Below are 20,518 nucleotides of genomic sequence, written 5' to 3'. Positions count from 1 at the left end.
GGAAAACTAACTTTTTCGGAGGCCTGATAAATTCGGTAAAGTAAAGTAACTTGACATATGGGACATAGACACTTATAATTTTAAATGAGTGTCTATATCTTTATTTAGTTGTAATTCTTACCATACTTATGTAAGCCAAAATGGGGGCAACTGTATTGAAAACAAACTTAAAGGCTGAGGTCTATCAAACATATTCTGGTATGGTTGACGAAGATGTAATATTGGAGGCTAGAGCAGGTGACCAACAAGCTCTGGAATATCTTATTAACAAGTATAAAAGCTTTGTTCGGGCAAAGGCCAGAACATACTTCCTGATAGGTGCAGACAGGGAAGACATTATTCAGGAAGGTATGATTGGACTTTTTAAGGCTATCCGGGACTATAAAGGGGACAAGCTTTCATCCTTCAGAGCATTTGCAGAACTCTGTATTACCAGACAAATAATTACCGCGATTAAAACTGCTACCAGACAAAAACATATTCCGTTAAATTCCTATGTATCTCTGAACAAACCTATTTTTGACGAAGAATCTGACCGTACCTTGATGGACATAATCAGTGAGGAGAGTATAAGCGACCCCGAAGAACTGATTATAAACAGGGAAGAATTCCGTGGCATAGAAAATAAGATGGGTGAGATTCTGAGCTCTCTTGAATGGGAAGTTTTGACTTCATACCTTGACGGTAAATCCTATCAGGAGATTGCGGAAGATTTGGACAGGCATGTAAAATCCATCGACAATGCGTTACAGCGTGTAAAACGTAAATTGGAGAAATATCTAGAAGAACAGAAAGCCTAATTTAGTTAAATTGGCGTTTTCAGCACTGGACTATATAGTTCATAACATGCTATAATACGTTCGTTCTAGTGTCCCGCAAGTATGCGGGTGTAGTTCAATGGTAGAACATCAGCTTCCCAAGCTGACAGCGTGGGTTCGATTCCCATCACCCGCTCCAATTAATGCTCCCATAGCTCAGTTGGCAGAGCGCATCCATGGTAAGGATGAGGTCATCGGTCCGATTCCGATTGGGAGCTCCAAAAAGAAATACCTTCGACAAAGTCGGAGGTATTTCTTTTTGTGTGTGCTCTGACTGGCGATTCAAGACTGACCTCAATTCATAATGTGTGTGCGCTCTGCCGGATGCAAAAAGCGAGCAATACTGGGAAAGCGAGCTGCGAGGAGCGGGAGAATAAGAAATATGTGAGCACCGGAAGAGTGTTCGCTCTTTATAATATATAGAAAATTCAAGTAGTTCATGGTATGATAATCGCATATAATCAGCTCCAATTAAACCCTATAATATTGTAAACTTGGGGCAGCCATTAAAAAGTATTAGGTGGTCCAAAATGGATAAAAAAGCATGGGGATCTCAACAGAATTTATTAAGAAGCATAATTTTAAAATCAGGCAAATTTGACGAGGCTATTGAATTATGTCTGAATCAACATGAAATGGTACACTCTTCTGAGATGTCACAAAAAAATATTACAACATGTGAAGATGAATTGTGGCAAGGATTAGATGAATCAACATTTCGTACTATGTTGGCAAGAGACAATACAACTATTGCATGGTGTATATGGCATTCAACAAGAATAGAAGATATTACAATGAATATATTGGTGGCTGATGGAGTTCAGGTAATCAATACAGGGCAATGGATTCCAAAAATGAATAATGTAATTTGTGATACCGGCAATGCTATGACAAACGAAGAAATCGTCAACTTTAGTACTAATATAAATATGAATGAGTTACGTAAATATAGAATCGCAGTAGGAAAAAGGACTTGTGAGATTATAAGAGACTTTAGTCCCGAAGATTTAAAAAGAAAAATTGAAAAGAAAAAACTCAAGAGGGTTATAGATGAAGGTGCCGTGTTGGATGTAGAAGGTGCAAATTGGTTAATTGATTTCTGGGGTAAGAAAAATGTAGCAGGTATTTTATTAATGCCTGTAACTCGTCATCATATGGTGCATCTAAATGAGTCATTAAGAATAAAAAAGAGGTGCCAGTTATCCCATAGATAATGTTAGCTTAACTTATTGCAAAGGGCTAGTTAAAATGGATATTAGACCCAAACTAGTAATATACATCTGACTTTCCCGTGCATGAAATGCAAGGTTTGTTAATCTTAAAGGTGCTATATTTATCTTGAAGGGAGGGAAAATCTATGGATTGGATTGTCAGAATGAATAATGCAATGGATTATATTGAAGGTAATCTGGCTGATGAAATTTCCTATGAAAAGGTTGCTCAAATTGCCTGCTGTTCAACATATCATTTTCAAAGAATGTTTTCATATATAACAAATGTACCATTATCAGAATATATAAGACGTAGGCGCTTGACCTTGGCTGCTTTTGAGTTGCAGACAAGTGATATTAAAGTGATTGATACAGCTATTAAATACGGCTATGAATCACCGGAGGCATTTTCCAGAGCATTTAAAAATCTACATGGTGTGATGCCATCATCTGCGCGCGATATGGGCATTTCCCTTAAAGCTTATCCTCGGATGACCTTTTCAATATCAATTAAGGGAGATATCAAGATGGATTACCGCATTGAAAAGAGAGAACCTTTTGAGATGTTCGGAGTTTCCGGGCTCATTAGCAGGGACATGGAAAAGGCATTTGCCGAAGTTCCGCAGTTTTGTATCAAGTGCGACGAAGATGGTACTGTTGACCTTATGAATGAACTGTTAGGTCGTTTTCACGATACCATGTTGCACGCGGCACTTTATGATCATACCGAAACAAGCTTCAAATACATGATTTGTTATAACTTGCCAAAGGGACTTGAAATTCCGGATAGATTAACGAAGCTGTCTGTCCCGGAGCTGACTTGGGCTATATTTCAGGAACCTCATTGCGAAATTCAGAATCTGTGGAGACGGATTTATACCGAATGGTTTCCAACATCTGAATATGAACAGGTTGAGGGACCGAGTTTTGAAATGTATTATGGCATGAGCGGGTATTGTATGGGTGAAATATGGATACCGGTAAAGAAAAAATGATTTTATTAAGTTAAATATTTTATAAACTTAAAATCCCCCAGGCTCCGTGACAAGCTGTGGGATTTTAATGTTTTAGGAATATTCTTAGGAGAGAAGCATTTCAAATAAAGCAGGCCGTGTCTGATTTGAGGGGCATTGGTTAAATGGCTGAAATCGGACTATAAATTGGTGTATTAACAGACAGATGTTCGTTTTACTCAATTATTTTCAAACTACTGCCTATAGGATGCTATGAGCAGAAAAAGTGTGACGCTCACACTTTTAATACACACTATCTAGTAAAAAGAAAACTGTTTTGTGATTTAAGGGGAGCGTCACGTAAAAATATAAAAACCTAGCTTCATTTTATATATGCACAGATAGCTGTACCATAAAAGTAATCATCACCATTATCTGAAGTCACCCGTCCGGCTGCATTACCATTCGTATACCCAGAAGTGACCCTCATCTGCGTTGCTGAAGAGCCATCGAGATTACATGCAAAATCACATTCCAAGTCAACCATTAGTTTAGCACCTACCCGTAAATCCATTTCCGCATCACTGCATACCAACAGAAATGAACCATCAGATTTATGCCCAATAAATGTTCTCCTGTACAGTGATTTCCCTGAGTAGTTACAATTTTTATCATTGTAGTGACAAGTGTCGTCATTCAGATTGCTCCAATTAGCAATTTGTATCCCATCTGCAGCCTTTATTGCTGATTCAAATACTGATGAACCTTCGTATACAAGTGGATTAGATGCAGCGATTATTACACTACAGGCTTCAACAGTGGCTTTAATATCACTTGTTGTAGGCCATTTAATAGTCACTGTTCCATTATTTCTAAGGCAGAAACATGGAAAGTCACGAGGACCTAAATTCTGCATAGAAGTACTGGAGTATGTAACTTGCGCACCACTCTTATAAAGAGTACCATTTACGTAATAGATGCCCATAAATGCTTGACCCGATTCATAGTAACCCCCCATCACACTGGCATTGGTTTTTGCAATAACTTTCGAACTGGTTACTCCAGGTGGAACCATATCCACAAGATGCTGCTTTGTTCCATCTGTACGGACAGCAGGTGCAATTGTCTGAGTGGAAGGGTTTGTTTTAAAAATACTGATTCCACTGTATGTTGTTCCTCCAAGAGTATAAGATCTTTTGTTATAATGATTTACAATAGCTGAACTTAAAGTACCATAACCCATATTAACAATCCTTTCATATTTTTATTTTTTAAGAACTAACTAGTTTGTTCTATACTGTATGGAATATTTTTACATAGGTTAACAACTTAAAATAGGAAAGTTTTTACATATATTTTTTAGATTTAGAGATTTTTAACGTAGGTAAACTTTCACATTATACGCAAGAAATTTCAAAATTAAGACGTATATCAATCTTTAAAGTTTACTTTATTATTAAGATAATCTTTAGGGGGAAAGCAAAATGCAGACCAAAATGTCTGGGATATAAGCTGACTGAATATAGGGCAGATGGCAAGTATACTATTAAAGTTCCATATCCCGGTAGCTATGATAATAAAATAGTTGTATTTGGAAGTCTTACGACACCAGAAGAATATTCAATTAATGGAGCACGACCGATAAATGTGATGATAACTAAATTTGAGCCTATACAAGAGGCGAATTGGTACTTTTATGAGGGAAAATAGCTGTGTAGTAAGAGGATTTGTGGTAAGAACAATTAGTACAGTAAATGGGGGCAAGTACTGCTGGAGTAATTTAATTGAGAGCGGACAAAATGATTTAACATTAGAAAATCCCACAGGCATAAGTTAGCCTGAAGGATTTATTACGCTGTAAAAGAATACTTCATCTCCTCAAAAAATTATAAACCATCCGACAATCAAAAAATCCTTGCTTATAAAAGTAAGTTTGATTGTCGGAGGATAGTTTTCCATTTAAGCTGTCAAGCTCCAAAACCAGTGCAAAGGTTTCAGAAGGCAATAAATTTGCCAACTTCTTTAAGGTGTCTTGATACTTAGCGGAAAATTCCAAATATGCAGCGGAATTAATAAATTCGTCGCTCAAATTATCAATTCTGCTGTCCATACAGGACAGAATGAAATTTTCTCTGCTCTTAAAACCATCGTCATTTTTAAAAAACATATAATTCCCTCCAAAGAAAAAATGGAGGGAAAATTAAAAAGTGCGGATAGGTGTGACCCTACACGCACTTGTTTGATTGCAAAAAGAAATAAAACCAAGTATAATAAAAACTGGTTGCTGTGGTGGACAAAGTCCATACGTGTTGGTGCTCTAACACCTGCATGAGTTTCTAAGTGCGCCAACACTTAGAAATCACGGCAACTATTTAATTTTCCCTAAAAAGATTATATCTATTATGGCAGAATTTTGCAACAAGTTTATAAGATGAATTTGATAACGTATAATAGTCTGACTTTTGTGCATGAAATGCAAGGCTAGTTAGCAACTCTCATAGCAATTAGTAAATCGCTAAATAAATCATAGTCCGATTTTTGCAGAGCTTTGCACTTTTCTTTTATTTTGTTCAATAAGTTTTTATCAGGATTGTAGTTATACTTTAACACCATATTTCTTAATAAGACTGCACTGCTAATTAATGAATCATTTCGAGAATTAATTTGTTCAAGCATACTTTTATCAAATGTACCAATATTAATTAAGTAATCTATTCGTATCTTCATCATTGTTTTATGATCATACAATATATGAAAAGGTCTTATATCAATAATTTCATCTTTACAAAAAACATCTATAATATAATCATAAAAATTCAATCCATACAATATATCCCTATTATAATTCTTATTTGTAAATTCAAAACTCCGTAAACTATCTTTACAGTTAATATAATCCTCAACGGATAATTTAAGAAGATGAAGGTTTATTTTATAGTCAGTATCTTCATATTTGTATAGGTTAATAAAATAATCTATCCCTTCGATACTTTTATTTATCTCTTTATAGCTAACGGATTTTCTTACATACTTGCCATAATCATAAAAGTCGGCTATAAATACTTGTCTATTTTTTCTATCATAACCATAAATAAAAGTCTGGTGTATAAAGTGATTTTTATTAAATTGATGAGAGCAACTCAGATAAAAATTATCAAGACAGGCGTCGAGATAATAGCCATTATTAATTTGATGTTCTATATAATCTGTGAATTTTTTAAAATTTGCTGTTGTTTGATTATTCCTTAACCAGCCAATAAATGGACAATGGTTTACACGAATTATATAATTATCTGTATCAGCATTATCATAAAAGTCAGATCTTGTTACCGGATGGTGTGGTCTAATTATTAGTTGTATATAACGTTCACTTACCCATGGAAGAATTTTATCTTTCTTCGTCCATAGTATGGATAAAGTGTTTGCTATAGCTGGGAAAGAAGTTATTGGGGGATTTTCAATAGGAAGACACATTTTCATAATATCAAACCCTCTCTTTCTATATATACAAAAATACGCTAAACATCCAGCACGAATTTAGTTGATATATAAACACATTTTAACATTTGTTACGTTATATTATAATATATAGGATTATTTGACATTTACTATCTTTTTATAACACTTTATCTTTTTAGTCAGTGCATTTTTTGTCGAACTTAAATAAAACCGATTTCATACATGGATATGGTGCTAAAATGGCTGGTGTGTATTATAATGGTAATTATAACACGTGGGAAATTGAGGTAAACCATAATGTTAAAAACGAAAAAGCACATTATACTACTTCTAATGTTTGTCATAATCATATTAAGTTATAGTACAGTCAACGCGGATTCCGGGCCAAAGCCTACACTAGAGATAACAGTTATAAATCCTCAGGATAGTAGCTACTATCTGGACCTTCTTGGCAAGGAGGGTGAATATGGATACTTCGATGCAACCAACGGTAATGAAAAATACGACAATATGCACGACCAGCCGATTTATATATATAACAAGGATGGCTGGAAAGCTATTCATATGAGAACTTGGGTTCTGAACGGAAAACTTACGGGAGACCCTGTAGATATAGATAAAAATGGGAAAGTCCTTACAATGAAACATTCCTTTGGTTATGTTGGTGTTCCACATAAATTTAAAATAATAATCCAGAAGTCTGACGGGACAATACAGGTATCGGATATTATACGGAATGAGCACTTCAATGCTCATGTGAAATATGATATGAAGACTAATCAGGTATTGTCTGTAAGCGGAAACATACTTAAAAAAGGTATAAAATTAGATAAAGAGTTTTTCAAAGACTATTTAATAAGGCTCCTGTTAACTTTGATAATCGAGATATTTTTGGCTGTTCCGTTCTTCTATCACAAAGCCAAGAGATTGCTTATCATAGCCGGAGTTAACATTGTCACCCAAACCTTTCTCACCTTTGGAATGATATTTAACTACCCGGTTCTACATAAAATGCCTTTTAATACAGGTTATCTTGTAGTCTTGCTTATAGGAGAGGTTCTGGTGTTTTTAGCAGAGTATACAGCGTATCTCAGGCTGTTCGGAAAAGCAGAAAAAAGACAAATTGCAGCTTACACCTTTATTGCCAATGTGGCATCAATCTCAGCCGGATTTATTATAATATAAAAAATAAAGGCTACAGGCAAACGCCTATAGCCTTTATTACAAGGTTTTATAGTTTAAAATTTTTGATAAGGCCCGATAGTTCTTCAGACATTTCTGCCATTGCCTTTGAAGCAGAGACGATTTCTTCTGTCAAAGCAATTTGTTCTTCACTGGCTGCTGATACCCCTTCGGCATTAGCGGCAAACTCATGACTTGTCTCATTTATATGCTGCATTGTATGCTCAAAGTCACGGCTGCTTTCAGTCATTATTTTTACACTTTCAGTAACACTAGTTACAATATTCTTTAGTTGTTCTGCTTGTCCGTAAATTACGGAGAAAGTATCACCATTTTCCTGAATGGCTTTTACACTTGAATTTACAGATTTAATACTGCTATCCATCTTGGTAACGGCTGTGTCAACTCCACTTCTTACTTCTACAATTAACTTTGCTATTCTTCCGCTGGCATCAGCAGATTCCTCAGCCAGTTTTCTGATTTCATCGGCCACTACGCTGAAGCCTCTACCGGCTTCTCCCGCTCTTGCTGCCTCAATAGCTGCATTTAAAGCAAGTAAGTTGGTCTGTTCAGCTATACCGGTGATTAATTCAATAATCTGTCCTATCTGATTAGAAGTGTTCCCCAAGTTGAAAATAACCTTTGAAACACCCTCTGTATCAGCTTTAAGGTTATTGATGCTATTAATGGATTCACTAGCCGTCTTGCTTCCTCTTGTAATATCATCTATCATATGCACAGTAGTTTTTTGCATGTTATGTGTACTTGTATTTACTTCATTGATTTGGTTGACTAAATTTCTCAGGTTTGACAACGCCGAATCAATATTAGTAGATTGTTCTTCAGCACCTGTGGAAATACCAAGAATTGTGTTGCCTACATCCTCGGCTGCCGTACCAACCTGCTCGCCGGATGCATACAATTCCTGACTGGATGCAGCCACTTTGTCAGACGTTTCGATTATCTGAGTTATTATTGTTTTAAAATTCTGAATCATAGCGGAGAAAGAATTCGCCAGCATACCAAGCTCATCCTTCCTTTTCAGAGAAGCTTCCGGAATATAAACCGTCAAATCTCCATTTGCCAAACGTTCTGCTTGGTTGGCAGCTACAAGTATAGGTTTAGTTATTTTTCTGGTTATTAAATAAATAATAATTGAGGACAGTATAACACTTATTAAAATAACACCAAATAATATTAATTTCAGTTTATCTATCATTTCCGTATGAGCTGAAACCGGCTTGTAGGATAATATGTACATGCCGTACTTGTCACTGTTGCTGTAAGCAGCAATATATTTATTCCCATCCAGGGTAAAATTACCAATACCTGATTTGTCTGATTTTATTTTATTATAAAAATCCTGCAACCCTACTGCTTTATCCTGAAAATTTAAAGATAAAACTTGTTTTTGGTCTATTGATGAAATAACAAGTCCTTCCGAATTTAAAATAAGTGTTTTGAAATCACTCTTAGAAGAATTACTATCAATGATATTTTTAGATACATTGTTCAATTCTATTGCCATTGCTATTGTACCCAGGTGTTTGTCATTGTTCTTTATAGGGGTAACTATTGTAATAACAGGACGTCCGGTAGTAGGTGATGCTTTAGCTTCGCGTATCAATAACTTATCCGTACTGCCCATTGCTTCATTTTCCCAACCGACAGATTTGCCCCCGATACCATCAGCTATATCTTTGTTTTTGTACATTAAGAAGATGTTTTCAAAAAGCCCGTTTGACAGTTTGAAATTATCCTGCAAATTCTTTGAAATCTTCTGCACATCTGTTGCGATTGGATTAATAGAATTAATTTTGGCCTCGGTTAGCGGATCAACTATACTAGGTTGCATTGCAATTGATTGGGCCTGCTTTTCAAGGTCAGACAAGGCCAATTCAATTTGGTTCGTCTTTTCGACAGCAAGATTTAATAGCGAGTTACTTGCTGAGTCCCCTAAATACTTTTCGGAAAAATAACTGGCTATAAACAAACTTATCAGCATAGGTATTAACATACACAGCACAGATACTGTGAATATCTTCCAGCTCAACCCTCTAAATTTAATTGCATCTTTGATACGCATTTGTTACCTCCTGTTAATTGAAGAATATTGTATAATTTACACCTGATAAGCAAAGTATTAATTTGATTATAGGCGTTACATTATCCTGGTACAGCTTTACCGAACAATTTCATATTCGAAGCAATTGAATTCATAACATCATATTATCTGCTATTGTGGTGTACTTACCAAGTATTTAAATTTTAAGGAACAAATTAAGTAGAAGATTAGCTTTAAGATTATATCATTTATTATTCGACAAAATTCCTTTAATTCCTTCAAATATTTACAAGACTCTCAAATTTTATACCCCCAAAAACTAAAGTTTAAGAAATACCTGGGAACCTCGCTTTTATATCTCTCATAATCCTTACCAAACACAGTTGACAGGTGCTTTTCTTCTTGCAGAATGAGTAAATGAAAAGCGATCATATTAATAAACCATATGCTTAAGGTAATAATGTTGGAATAAGTGAGAAAAACGCCAAAAAACATTAGATTGAAGCCAACAAAAGCAGGATTCCTGCTGAATTTATAAATGCCGGTGGTAATAAGAGCTGTCTGTGTATTTTTGTCTATGCCTACTCTCCATGAAGTTTTCATAAAAACAATTGCCAGAATAAAAACGCCTGCACCTAAAGCCGTGATACAAATACCTGTATATGTAATAAACATACTTTTAAAGATATTACCTGTAATTTGTGAAATCTTATTATGAAATACAATTTCAGATATCCAGGTCAGCACCCACAGCATACTAGAAGTCCTGACAGACAGTTCCGTAAAATAAATTGAAAATTCCTTTTTGCCTTTAGCAAGTACATTGGCTTTAATACTGTTGTTTTTATTTAATAATACCAGCTTTAGGATATAGCTTAATCCAAAAATAATGAGCAACATCAAAGAAATAAAATCAGTTATCTGCATAGTAAAATCCTCCTATAATTGAATATATGAACAATCATTCATATATCAATGATATATTAAACATGGGAAAAAGCAAGAAAATACTAAACTGCATGTTATAATATTACAAAAATGGTTACACAAGGAGGAGTTATGAAAAAAAGACTATTATATCTATTGTCTGTTATTGTTTTGGTAACGGGCTTGAATCTGGGTGCCCTTACAACAAATGTAGCAGAAGCTACCCAAAAAGTTACTATCACTGACAAGGGGTCACACTATGAAGTAATACTGAATTTAAAAGGTGAAAAATCTCATGAAAAGATCGGAAAGGAATACGGCTCCAAAATTCTGAAGGCCGTTCCGGAATATGAAGCCATTGTAGACTCATACTTGGCGGAGATTACCTCAAATGATGAAGTATATAACTTAATGCTGCAAAGGGTAAATGACATTATACCTCAAATAGATAAAGACTATGTTGATGAAATAAAAGGAGTTGCATCAAATTTCACAGGGAAGAATGATAATGTAAGAGGGGACGGAAAACTCTCAACAGGCGAGATGTTTTTAATGAATTTATGTCCCGATGTAGTTAGGCCTTCACAGTGCTGTGCGGCAGGAGTATATGGAGACAAATCTGAAAACAATGATAATATAAGCATGAGAATATTGGATTGGCATGCAGGGTCTGAAAATCAACTGGCACGGATTCAATCAGTAGTTACATTTAAAAATTTAAAAAAATCAATCTGTACTATAGGGTATTTGGGATATATGGGATGTATATCGGCATTCAATGATAATAAGGTTTTTGGTGCAATTCTGGACTCGCATACAGGAGAACCTTATACTTCACAGGGAAAACGATCATATCCCTTTGACTTAAGACATGCACTTGAGAATTACACAACACTTAATGGAGTTGCAGCGTATCTTAAATCCCCGGTGAGAAATTATACATATAGTCATTTAATATTTTTAAGTGATGCCAAAGTAACAAAGGTATTGGAAAATAATATAAGTGACAAAGAAAACAGCCTTAGAGAGGTCAGAACTGAAAAATCACAATTAAATGAAGGTATTTCATGGGATATCAACAATGCAATAGGTTGTGTAAATTCGTTTATTTTAAAGGGGAATTTGGATAACCATTCTGATAATCCTTCTAATACCAATAGGCTTTACAGTATGAAAAAAGTTCTAAAGGAACAAGGTGAAAAGGTTACATTTGATAACATGAAAGCTGTAGCATCATATTATCAAGGTGAGGAACCGGGGCCTCAGATAGAGGGAGATTTGTATAACACAAGTACTCAACAAATAATGGTTTTTGAGCCCGCAAAAAACAGATATGAGGTATTTTTCAGGCCTGCCACCGGGAATCTGCCCAAAGTACCGGCTTTTGAGAAAATACCTGTTTTATTTTAAGTAACTATAGCCCTTTTGTTTAATGAAAGAGAGGGTATTGTCAACTGATGCGAATTTTGCGGTTGACAATACCCTCTCTTAAGTATATACTCATATTGCTTGGTAATAAATATAACATTCATAAAGCGTTTCGGAGGAGAGCTATGGAAAAGAATATGAACATACGTCAAATAGCAATTATAGGGGTTATAACGGCTGTAATCTGTATTTTGGGGCCATTATCCATACCGATTGGTGTAGTGCCCATTTCCTTTACAAACCTTGCAATATACTTTGCACTTTATACCCTTGGTATGAGAAAGGGGACTCTCAGCTACATAGTTTATATGTTGATAGGATTGGTAGGTATTCCTGTGTTTTCAGGTTTTTCAGGAGGCCTGTCAAAACTCGTTGGTCCAACGGGAGGCTATATTATAGGGTTCATTTTTATGGCTGTAATTGGAGGTTGGTTTATAGACAGGTTTTGGGATAAATGGTACTTGTCTTTAATAGGAATGGTGGTGGGTACAGCAGTTTGCTACTTGTTCGGTACCGTATGGTTGGCATATCAGGCTCATATGTCTTTGGGGGCAGCATTTTCGGCAGGTGTGATTCCTTTTATTCCGGGAGATATGGTGAAAATTCTGATAGCTGCTTTTGCAGGCCCTCAGATTCGCAGGGGATTGATTAAGGCTAATTTATTCAAAGTATCTCTTTAAAATAACGCTCCGCCAGCATTTTCCAATCATTAAGAAAGGTAGGGTATAAGTTGGGGCGTCTTCTTATGGCAAGAGGATGATAGGTAGTGAATGTGGTATATCCTCTCACGGTATGCCATGTACCTCTCAGGTTTTTGACTTCTGCATTCTTTTCCTTAAAAAACCACTGTACCGCTATATTGCCCAGACAAAACACAAACATTGGCTTTTGTCGGTCAATTTGTCCATCAAGATATCCAATGCAGGCATTTCTTGCTGTTTCTTTGTCATAGCGACGTAAAGGATGGCATTTTAAAACATATGTTACATATAAATCCTTCATTTGAAGGCCAGTTTCAAAAACTGCACGTTGAAGGGACTGTCTGGTGCCGCAGACGAATTCAATACCGGATTTATCCTCACGCGCTCCCGGGTTATCCAGCAATACTAGTATTGGAGCTTTTGGGTTGCCTTCTCCCCATATAATGCGGGACCTCTGGCAGTGTAATTCACATTTCTGACAGTTGGCTGCGTGTTCCGGTATGTTTTCTTCCGGCCATATTACAGGTGAAAAATCTTGCTTCATATATCTTTTCTCCTTATATATTCAGTATTACCATAACAGTTTTTATATAAACGGTAAAAACCGGGAAGAGAAGCCTCTTCCCGGTTTTTAGTATAACTTACAACTGAACAATCTTTGTGGCAATATTATTGCAAAACTCAATATCATGTTCTACAAAAAAAATAGTTGGTTGATGCTCCAATAGCAGTTCTTCAATCTGCATACGTGAAATTACGTCAATAAAATTCAGCGGTTCATCCCATAAATGCAGGTGGGCCTTATCACAAAGGCTTTTAGCAATCAATACCTTTTTCTTTTGTCCTCCGCTGAAATCAGAGATATCCTTCTCAAACTGAACTCTGGAAAAATCAAGCTTTCTTAAAATAGCCTTGAAAAGGCTCTCGTCGATTTCGTTGGCTCTGGCATAGTCACTTAAATTCCCATAAAGATGGGCGGTATTCTGGGATACATAGGAAAGCTTCAATTGGTTCGACTTCCTGATAGCCCCGGTATAATTAATGTCTTCACCGCAAATAAGCTTTATAATACTTGATTTGCCTGAACCGTTTTTACCCATCAGGGCTATCCTGTCCCCTTGTTCTATGGTGAAGGTCACATTATCACAAGCTGTTTTATCACCATAGAAGATAGAGACATTTTCCAACTCAACAAGTCTGTCTGTATGAAAATTGAGTTGTGTAATTTTAAGCTTTTCAGAGCTTTCTATGTTCTTGAGAAGATTGGATTTATCCTCAATTGCAGACTGCTGTCTTTCTTGAATGGTTTTTGAACGGCTCATCATTTTTTTTGCTTTAGCACCCTGGTAAGGCCTGCGACCTATACTTTTTTCTGTTTGGGTAGGGTCAAAGCCAATCTTTTTTGCTTCTGCTTTATTGGACCATTCAGATGTCCGTTTTGCCGCTTCTGACAACCTTTTGATATCTTTTTTGAGCTTGTCGTTTTCGGCACGTTCATAGTTATCCTGCATCTCTTTATTTTCCCACCATGAAGAAAAATCTCCCTTCTGAATTTCAATATTGGTTTTATTTATTGAAAGGACATGATCAATACAATTATCAAGGAAAGCTCTGTCGTGGGATACTAAAATAAAACCGTGCTTTGTACGAAGATAATCGCTGACAACTTTTCTGGCGTTTATATCCAGATGGTTTGTAGGTTCATCAATAAGCAAAAAACTGTTCTCTTTCAGAAAAAGAGCTGCAAGCAAAACCTTTGTCTGTTCTCCGTTGGACAGAGTATCAAAAGGCCTGTATAAAACATCGTCGTCAACCTCCAATAAGGACAGCTCGCGCATAACCTCCCATAGAACATAATCTGGAAAAACTTCTTCAATAACATCAATGGTATTGTTTTCTTTGCTTTTTACCTCATAAGGGAAATATTCAAAGAGAACTTTTGATGAAATACTACCGCTGTATTCATACTTGCTCAACAGGAGATTAAGAAATGTAGTCTTTCCCCTACCATTCCTCCCTGTAAAGCCCAGCTTCCAATCAGTATCTATCTGGAAGCTTACATTTTCAAATATATTATCATAACTGCCGTCATAGGCAAAAGTCAGATTAGTAACGTTAATTAAAGACATAAAAAACACCCTCCTGTACAAAAAAATATGAGCCGCAAGAAAATTAGTTTTCCGCAGCTCATAAAAATACAGCAAGGCCCTGTCTATTGGAGACAGGGAACAAAGATATACCGAATGAGCCAAAAAGAATAAGTAACTTTCTTGCGTACATAACAAAACAAGGGATTAATCCCATTAAAAATATTGTTTGGTTATGTTTTAAAATCAGCAAGAATAATTACTTCATCTTTTCAACTCCAATCATTTATTTGTAAATAATATACCACACACACGGCAGTAATTCAATAAATTAACAACTTTAAATTGCAGGCAGATAATTGCTTTGGAGGATTTATTGCACCAAAAATAGAATATGTAAATAAATACATTTAACGTATATGGGACAAAGAATTAACAAAATTGCAAAAAGGACGTGGATATCATGAAAAAAACAAGTCAAAAGTTTCTTGTCTTTTTAACAGTTCTCGCTCTTATCTGCTCTATCACAAGTAATATCTCCGTTTCCAAGGCCGCTGTATCAACGGATATTTATGGGGATTTGAACAGCGATGGCAGTGTTGACGGACTTGACTTCGCAGCATTTAAAATTTATTTATTGGATAACGACAGGGGTTTCCCGGGAGATGATCGCTTTAAGTATGCTGATTTAAACGGGGATGGGGTTGTTGATGTTCTGGATTATGCTTTGTTGAAAAGCTATTTACTTGGAATCATTAATAAATTTCCCGTGGAATCAATTAGCAATGTAAAAATCCCTTGGGACTGGGCTGGGATTGTGGGTACGGGACAAAGCCTTTCGGTTGGTGCCGAAGGGAACCCACCGGTTACAACCCAACAGCCCTTTAACAATCTGAAACTTTCACTGGAAAAGGTTATGGTTCCGCCGTTTGAACCTAATAATAGCCTGTTTAAGATGATTCCTCTGGTTGAACCCGTAAGAGAATACGGCTATTACTATGGAGGCGCTTATCCGGGAAACATATTCGGAGAAACTCCACATTCAGCAATGGCTAACCAAATAACATCTCTGGTCAGAAATGCTTCGGGAAAAGACTATGTTTCAGTACACACTGCGGTTGGAGAAACAGGACAGGGTATTGATGCCCTCAGCAAGGGTGCACCCGAAACAACTTATTCAGGACGTGCATATGCAGCCACTTTATTTGAAGTCAAAGCAATAAAACGCCTTGCACAACAGGCGGGTAAGAACTATGGAGTAGGTGCTGTTATAATGACTCATGGTGAAAGAGATGCAGGCAACACAAACTATGAAAATCAGCTGCGCACACTATGGGCGGACTACAATCAGGATATTAAGGCTATTACCGGACAGACTCAGAATATACCTATGTTCATTGTTCAGCAGAACTCATGCGGAAGTGCGGGAACTGCTACATCTACACTGGTGCAATGGAAGGCAGGCTTGGATTACCCCGGTGATATGGTTTGCGTGGGGCCAAACTATCAAAGACAATATGCCGCTGACGGGGTACATTTGACAGCAAACGGCTATCAGCAGTTAGGAGAGCAGTATGCCAAGGTTTATTACGAAAGGGTAGTCCTTGGTCATGACTGGCAACCTCTACAACCTACAGGAGTAGAAAGAAACGGAAATGTTATAACGGTAAGATTTCATGTTCCGGTGGGGCCTTTAGTTTGGGATACTTCACTGCCTGAACCAAATCAAAGCACCCTGACAGAATGGAAAAACGGAAAAGGTTTTGAAGTATATACACAAAGTAAGAGAATAACCATACAATCAGTTGAGATAACAGGTGATTCAGTTAAAATAACCTGTGACCAAGATGTGCCGTCAACTGAAGTTAAGGTCGGATATGCTTTCACAGCCGGAACAAACAGAACAGGAGGAACCTGCAGATGGGGACTTCTGCGGGATTCAGACCCATTTGTGGGATATAACAGCGGAAAGCCCCTTCCAAACTTCTGTGTAGCATTTGAAATGGCAATACCCTAAGGATATCATGCTTAATTTATTTATTAATATATTTTTCGGTAAAGTCCTTTACCTTGGCAATATAACCATCGGGGTCTGCATCTAATGCAGCTCCGTGGCCGGCACCGGGAACGATGAAAAGTTCTTTTTCACTGCTGCATGCCTCAAACAACTCGTTTACCATACTGGTAGGAACGAATTCATCATTACCGCCATGAATAAAAAGTGTAGGAGTCTTGCTTTTTTTAACCTGTTTGAGAGCTGATGCTTCCTCAAAGGTAAACCCTGCCTTTATTTTGGTAATAATACTTGTGACATTAAGCAGAGGAAAAGACGGAAGGTGATACATCCTTTCCATTTGATATGAGAGTTCATCCTTAACCGACGTATAAGCACAATCAGAAACAATAGCCTTTACATTGGAGGGGAGGTTCTCTCCGCCGGTCATGAGAACCGTTGCTCCTCCCATGGAAACCCCATGAAGAACTATATTGGTATCAGGTCCTGATTTTTTAATAACGAAATCAATCCATTTTAAATAATCCTTTCTGTCTACCCAGCCAAACCCAATGTAGTTGCCTTCGCTGCTGCCATGCCCTCTGCTGTCAGGCATAAGAACGTTATAACCCAACATATTATACAGCTTGGCATATAAGCCCATCCATAGACCTTTTGAGGAATAACCGTGAGACAATATAACTGTATTTATAGATGGAGATTCAGCGCTAAGATAATATCCCTGTAGGTTCAACCCGTCGTAAGATACAATATCAACTATCTCATAGGCTTGTCTGCTCAACCAGTCAACGTCATCTGTAAATTCTGATGACGTTTTTTTAAGTTCAATTTCGGCGTTTACCATAACAGACTTTTTAAGAGCTGCGTCTTCAGCCAGAAATGCCTTTTTTGTACGAGTAACGGAAATATCATAAAAATAAAAACCGGTAGCCATAACTACAACAAAAGCTATCAATACAATTATAATGCATGCTTTAACAAAATATTTCATAGATATCTCCCACTATATCTCCACCAATATCAGATAAATTTATTAAAAAGTGATTAAAATTATGACTTGCAAGTATTTCTGAAAGTTAAAAAAATATAAATCTTGGTATACATAATTATACCTGAAAATCCCGGAAATGTGCAATAAACATACCTTTCCAGTTATGATAAGGGAATATTGAGGTACTATTGACAATGTGTTCCTGAGGAGTTATAATGAGTGAGTAGTCAATGAGTTGCAAGTCAATAAAATTACCGGAAGTGATTTAGTGAAAGAAAATAAGAGACAGCTACAAAAAAATACAACGAGAAAAAAGATTATTGAATCAGCGGTCAAACAGTTTGCCATAAACGGTCTGACAACCACGCGTACTTCAGACGTTGCCGGAGAAGCAGGTGTGTCCCACGGAACAATATTTGCACACTTTCATACTCAGGAAGAGCTTCTGACTGCGGTCATAGAAGACGTAGGAGAAAGAATCAACACACGTCTCCACGAGGTTGCAGGTGGTCAAAAGGGTTTTAACCTGGCTCTTAAAGCTCATATAGAAGTACTGACGGAATTTGAGCCATTTTATACAAGACTGGTGATAGAAAACAGATTGCTGCCGAAAGAGGCCAGGGATACTTTTTTAATGCTTCAGTCAACAGTATCCTTTCACCTTAGTCAGGCGATTCAAAAGGAAGTTGAGGCAGGAAGTATGAAAAAGCTTCCTGAAGATATGGTTTTTAACGGATGGATTGGGCTTGTCCATTATTATATTGCAAACAGTGACTTGTTTGCGCCGGAGAGTTCTGTTTTAAAGACTTGTGGTGAAAAAATGATTCACTTTTACCTCAATATGGTAAATTACAACAAATAAAAGAGAGGATGATTTAAAAATGAAAAAATGTATAGCATGCGGAATGCCTATGCAAGAAGTTTCCGATTACGCATCAGGTGATGAGTCAAAAGATTACTGCAAATTTTGTGCAAGACCAGACGGCACAATGCAGTCATATGAGGAAAAATTGGATTCCTTGACAAATTTTATAATCAAAACACAGGGATTGGACAAAAAGGCCGCCGGTTCTGCCGCAGAAGCAATGATGAAGAAACTTCCTGCGTGGAAAAACATGTAGTTTATTAAAAATATTCATATTTTTTTCATACATATTTAACTTTGTACCGATATAATATAAGTGGATGCACTTTTGTCCAATAATGTACGGATGGTATAGGTAACTAGCCTATCCAATACAAAGGAGAGTACAATTAAGCATGATAATGAAAAAAACCGCAACTATCAGCTCCTTAAACGGTCTGGAGCAATTATTTACGGGAGAGGATATTAACAGCCTTAAAAATAGTTTTTTTGAGATGCAGCATTTGTATCAATCGGCGATACGTGAGATAAGTACAAAATTAGAAATTTTGGATGATGAGTTTCAGGTTATACATAAAAGAAACCCCATACATCATATGCAAAGCCGAATAAAATCCATAAAAAGTATTTTTGGAAAGCTAAGCAGAAGAGAACACGAAATAAGTCTGGAGTCGGCTAAAGCAAACCTTCATGATATAGCCGGAATAAGAGTAGTATGTTATTACATTGATGATATATATATGATTGCAAAAATGCTTACCCAGCAGGATGATATTGTTTTGCTGCGTGTAACAGACTATATACAAAACCCAAAAGAGAATGGCTACAGAAGCTTACACTTGGTTGTATCAGTACCGGTGTTCTTCTCGGACAGGAAGGAAATAGTACCTGTAGAGATACAAATAAGAACAATGGCAATGGATTTCTGGGCCAGTCTTGAGCATCAGCTGAGATACAAAACCAATGACACTGTACCCCTTTCTGTTGCACAGGAACTTCAGGAATGTGCAGATACCATTGCAAAAACTGATCTTAAAATGCAAAGCATATATAAATCAATCGAAGAATTAAATAAGGGCGATTTATAGAAAAATCATATCTAAGAGGTGAAGCAGCTCGCATAGGGCTGCTTTTTTTATTTTTAGAATAATGTTTTAATTTTAATGTCAGAATTTTTTTAGAATCTACGAACTAATAAATGAACCGGTTTGAATTTTGAAGGGAAGGTACAAGATTTGGATAAAAAAATACTGGATTTATTAAAAGAAAAACCCGAAAAAGGTCTGGAAAAGCTTATTAATACTTATTCGGGCCTGGTTTATACAATAATTTATAACAAGCTGAATCAATACTTTTCGGTAGAGGATATAGAAGAATGTGTCAGCTCGGTTTTCTATGAGGTATATAAGAACAGAAGTGTAATAGACCTTTCAAAAGGAACGCTGAAGGCTTATATTGCTGTTCTTTCTAAACGCAGGGCAATAGACTTGTTTAGAAAAAACTCCAAGCATGTGATAAATCAGATTTCTCTTGAAACACAAGACTTGGAGGATTGTGCTGTGAACCGGCTTTTCAATGTTGAAGATGAAGTGGATGCCGAGACCAAAGATATGCTTATTCAGGCTATAAAAGCCTTAGGTGAACCTGATAGTGAAATATTTACCCGAAAATACTACCTTGGCCAGAACTCCAAGGAAATATCCGGGCTGATGGGAATCAAACAAAATACTGTAGACAAAAGGCTGTCAAGAGGGCTTTTAAAGCTAAGGGCAATAGTGGACAAAATGGAAAAGCCCCAAGAAATGGAGGGAAAATGA

Annotated in this window: 19 protein-coding genes and 2 tRNA genes; 13 read left to right on the top strand and 8 right to left on the bottom strand. The window is 36.6% G+C overall.

The genetic code is table 11. The features are described from left to right. Positions 1-155: 155 nt before the first annotated feature. The 5 genes from sigH (at position 156) to L323_RS36140 (ending at position 3,024) form a co-directional block, all read left to right on the top strand. Positions 156-800, top strand: a complete 645-nt coding sequence (sigH, locus tag L323_RS36165) for an RNA polymerase sporulation sigma factor SigH (protein WP_004618389.1) — start codon at positions 156-158, stop codon at positions 798-800. Positions 801-883: 83 nt separating this feature from the next. After that, positions 884-957, top strand: a tRNA-Gly gene (locus tag L323_RS36160). Positions 958-963: 6 nt separating this feature from the next. After that, positions 964-1,039, top strand: a tRNA-Thr gene (locus L323_RS36155). A gap of 309 nt (positions 1,040-1,348) precedes the next feature. Beyond that, positions 1,349-2,032 carry a DinB family protein gene (locus L323_RS36145; protein WP_020816572.1) on the top strand — a complete coding sequence of 228 codons (684 nt, stop codon included), beginning with the start codon at positions 1,349-1,351 and terminating at the stop codon, positions 2,030-2,032. Positions 2,033-2,175: 143 nt separating this feature from the next. After that, a complete protein-coding gene (locus L323_RS36140) occupies positions 2,176-3,024 on the top strand; it encodes an AraC family transcriptional regulator (protein WP_020816571.1) in 849 nt (282 codons plus the stop codon). A 340-nt stretch (positions 3,025-3,364) separates the two neighbouring features. On the opposite strand, the gene L323_RS36135 is transcribed toward L323_RS36140, so the two are convergent. The 3 genes from L323_RS36135 to L323_RS36125 form a co-directional block, all read right to left on the bottom strand. Continuing rightward, positions 3,365-4,225 carry a phosphodiester glycosidase family protein gene (locus tag L323_RS36135; protein WP_020816570.1) on the bottom strand — a complete coding sequence of 287 codons (861 nt, stop codon included), beginning with the start codon at positions 4,223-4,225 and terminating at the stop codon, positions 3,365-3,367. Between the two features lie 627 nt (positions 4,226-4,852). Beyond that, the gene (locus L323_RS36130) at positions 4,853-5,149 is read right to left on the bottom strand and encodes a hypothetical protein (RefSeq protein WP_020816568.1); all 297 of its coding nucleotides are present in this window, start codon (positions 5,147-5,149) and stop codon (positions 4,853-4,855) included. Between the two features lie 314 nt (positions 5,150-5,463). Further along, positions 5,464-6,462 (bottom strand): hypothetical protein, encoded by a 999-nt coding sequence (locus tag L323_RS36125; RefSeq protein WP_020816567.1) that lies wholly within the window; start codon positions 6,460-6,462, stop codon positions 5,464-5,466. Between the two features lie 276 nt (positions 6,463-6,738). Here L323_RS36125 and L323_RS36120 point away from each other — a divergent pair, with 276 nt between their 5' ends. Then, positions 6,739-7,626 (top strand): hypothetical protein, encoded by an 888-nt coding sequence (locus L323_RS36120; protein ID WP_020816566.1) that lies wholly within the window; start codon positions 6,739-6,741, stop codon positions 7,624-7,626. A gap of 46 nt (positions 7,627-7,672) precedes the next feature. On the opposite strand, the gene L323_RS36115 is transcribed toward L323_RS36120, so the two are convergent. Together L323_RS36115 and L323_RS0121075 are read right to left on the bottom strand one after the other, a co-directional pair. Next, positions 7,673-9,709, bottom strand: coding sequence for a methyl-accepting chemotaxis protein (locus tag L323_RS36115; RefSeq protein ID WP_020816565.1), 2,037 nt, complete (start codon positions 9,707-9,709; stop codon positions 7,673-7,675). A gap of 276 nt (positions 9,710-9,985) precedes the next feature. Then, positions 9,986-10,615, bottom strand: coding sequence for a methyltransferase family protein (locus tag L323_RS0121075; protein ID WP_031342366.1), 630 nt, complete (start codon positions 10,613-10,615; stop codon positions 9,986-9,988). A 132-nt stretch (positions 10,616-10,747) separates the two neighbouring features. Here L323_RS0121075 and L323_RS36110 point away from each other — a divergent pair, with 132 nt between their 5' ends. Together L323_RS36110 and L323_RS36105 are read left to right on the top strand one after the other, a co-directional pair. Further along, the gene (locus L323_RS36110; protein WP_020816564.1) at positions 10,748-12,025 is read left to right on the top strand and encodes a C45 family autoproteolytic acyltransferase/hydolase; all 1,278 of its coding nucleotides are present in this window, start codon (positions 10,748-10,750) and stop codon (positions 12,023-12,025) included. Between the two features lie 143 nt (positions 12,026-12,168). Beyond that, the gene (locus L323_RS36105) at positions 12,169-12,723 is read left to right on the top strand and encodes a biotin transporter BioY (RefSeq protein ID WP_020816563.1); all 555 of its coding nucleotides are present in this window, start codon (positions 12,169-12,171) and stop codon (positions 12,721-12,723) included. On the opposite strand, the gene L323_RS36100 is transcribed toward L323_RS36105, so the two are convergent. Continuing rightward, positions 12,707-13,288: a uracil-DNA glycosylase gene (locus tag L323_RS36100; protein WP_020816562.1), complete on the bottom strand. Its 582-nt coding sequence runs from the start codon at positions 13,286-13,288 to the stop codon at positions 12,707-12,709. The genes L323_RS36105 and L323_RS36100 overlap by 17 nt on opposite strands. A gap of 97 nt (positions 13,289-13,385) precedes the next feature. Further along, positions 13,386-14,873 carry a ribosomal protection-like ABC-F family protein gene (gene abc-f, locus L323_RS36095; protein WP_020816561.1) on the bottom strand — a complete coding sequence of 496 codons (1,488 nt, stop codon included), beginning with the start codon at positions 14,871-14,873 and terminating at the stop codon, positions 13,386-13,388. 421 nt (positions 14,874-15,294) lie between these two features. Between abc-f and L323_RS36090 the strand changes: the two genes are divergently transcribed. After that, positions 15,295-16,848 carry a dockerin type I repeat-containing protein gene (locus L323_RS36090; protein WP_020816560.1) on the top strand — a complete coding sequence of 518 codons (1,554 nt, stop codon included), beginning with the start codon at positions 15,295-15,297 and terminating at the stop codon, positions 16,846-16,848. 16 nt (positions 16,849-16,864) lie between these two features. Here the strand turns inward: L323_RS36090 and L323_RS36085 are convergent, their stop codons facing one another. Beyond that, entirely contained in the window at positions 16,865-17,836 is a 972-nt protein-coding gene (locus L323_RS36085) for an alpha/beta hydrolase (protein ID WP_020816559.1), read from the bottom strand. A gap of 268 nt (positions 17,837-18,104) precedes the next feature. Here L323_RS36085 and L323_RS36080 point away from each other — a divergent pair, with 268 nt between their 5' ends. The 4 genes from L323_RS36080 to L323_RS36065 all read left to right on the top strand — a co-directional run bounded on the left by L323_RS36080 (position 18,105) and on the right by L323_RS36065 (position 20,518). Next, on the top strand, positions 18,105-18,698 hold the full coding sequence (locus tag L323_RS36080; RefSeq protein ID WP_020816558.1) for a TetR/AcrR family transcriptional regulator: 594 nt from the start codon (positions 18,105-18,107) through the stop codon (positions 18,696-18,698). 19 nt (positions 18,699-18,717) lie between these two features. Beyond that, on the top strand, positions 18,718-18,957 hold the full coding sequence (locus tag L323_RS36075) for a zinc ribbon domain-containing protein (RefSeq protein WP_020816557.1): 240 nt from the start codon (positions 18,718-18,720) through the stop codon (positions 18,955-18,957). 139 nt (positions 18,958-19,096) lie between these two features. Beyond that, complete coding sequence (locus tag L323_RS36070) at positions 19,097-19,789, top strand: GTP pyrophosphokinase (RefSeq protein ID WP_020816556.1); 693 nt, start codon at positions 19,097-19,099, stop codon at positions 19,787-19,789. A 147-nt stretch (positions 19,790-19,936) separates the two neighbouring features. Further along, positions 19,937-20,518 (top strand): sigma-70 family RNA polymerase sigma factor, encoded by a 582-nt coding sequence (locus L323_RS36065; protein ID WP_020816555.1) that lies wholly within the window; start codon positions 19,937-19,939, stop codon positions 20,516-20,518.

The organism is Ruminiclostridium papyrosolvens C7, from assembly GCF_000421965.1.
Taxonomy (GTDB): Bacteria; Bacillota; Clostridia; order Acetivibrionales; family DSM-1351; genus Ruminiclostridium; species Ruminiclostridium papyrosolvens_A.
The sequence above is the reverse complement of the archived record's forward strand: the minus strand, read 5'-3'. Positions and strand labels throughout refer to the sequence as shown.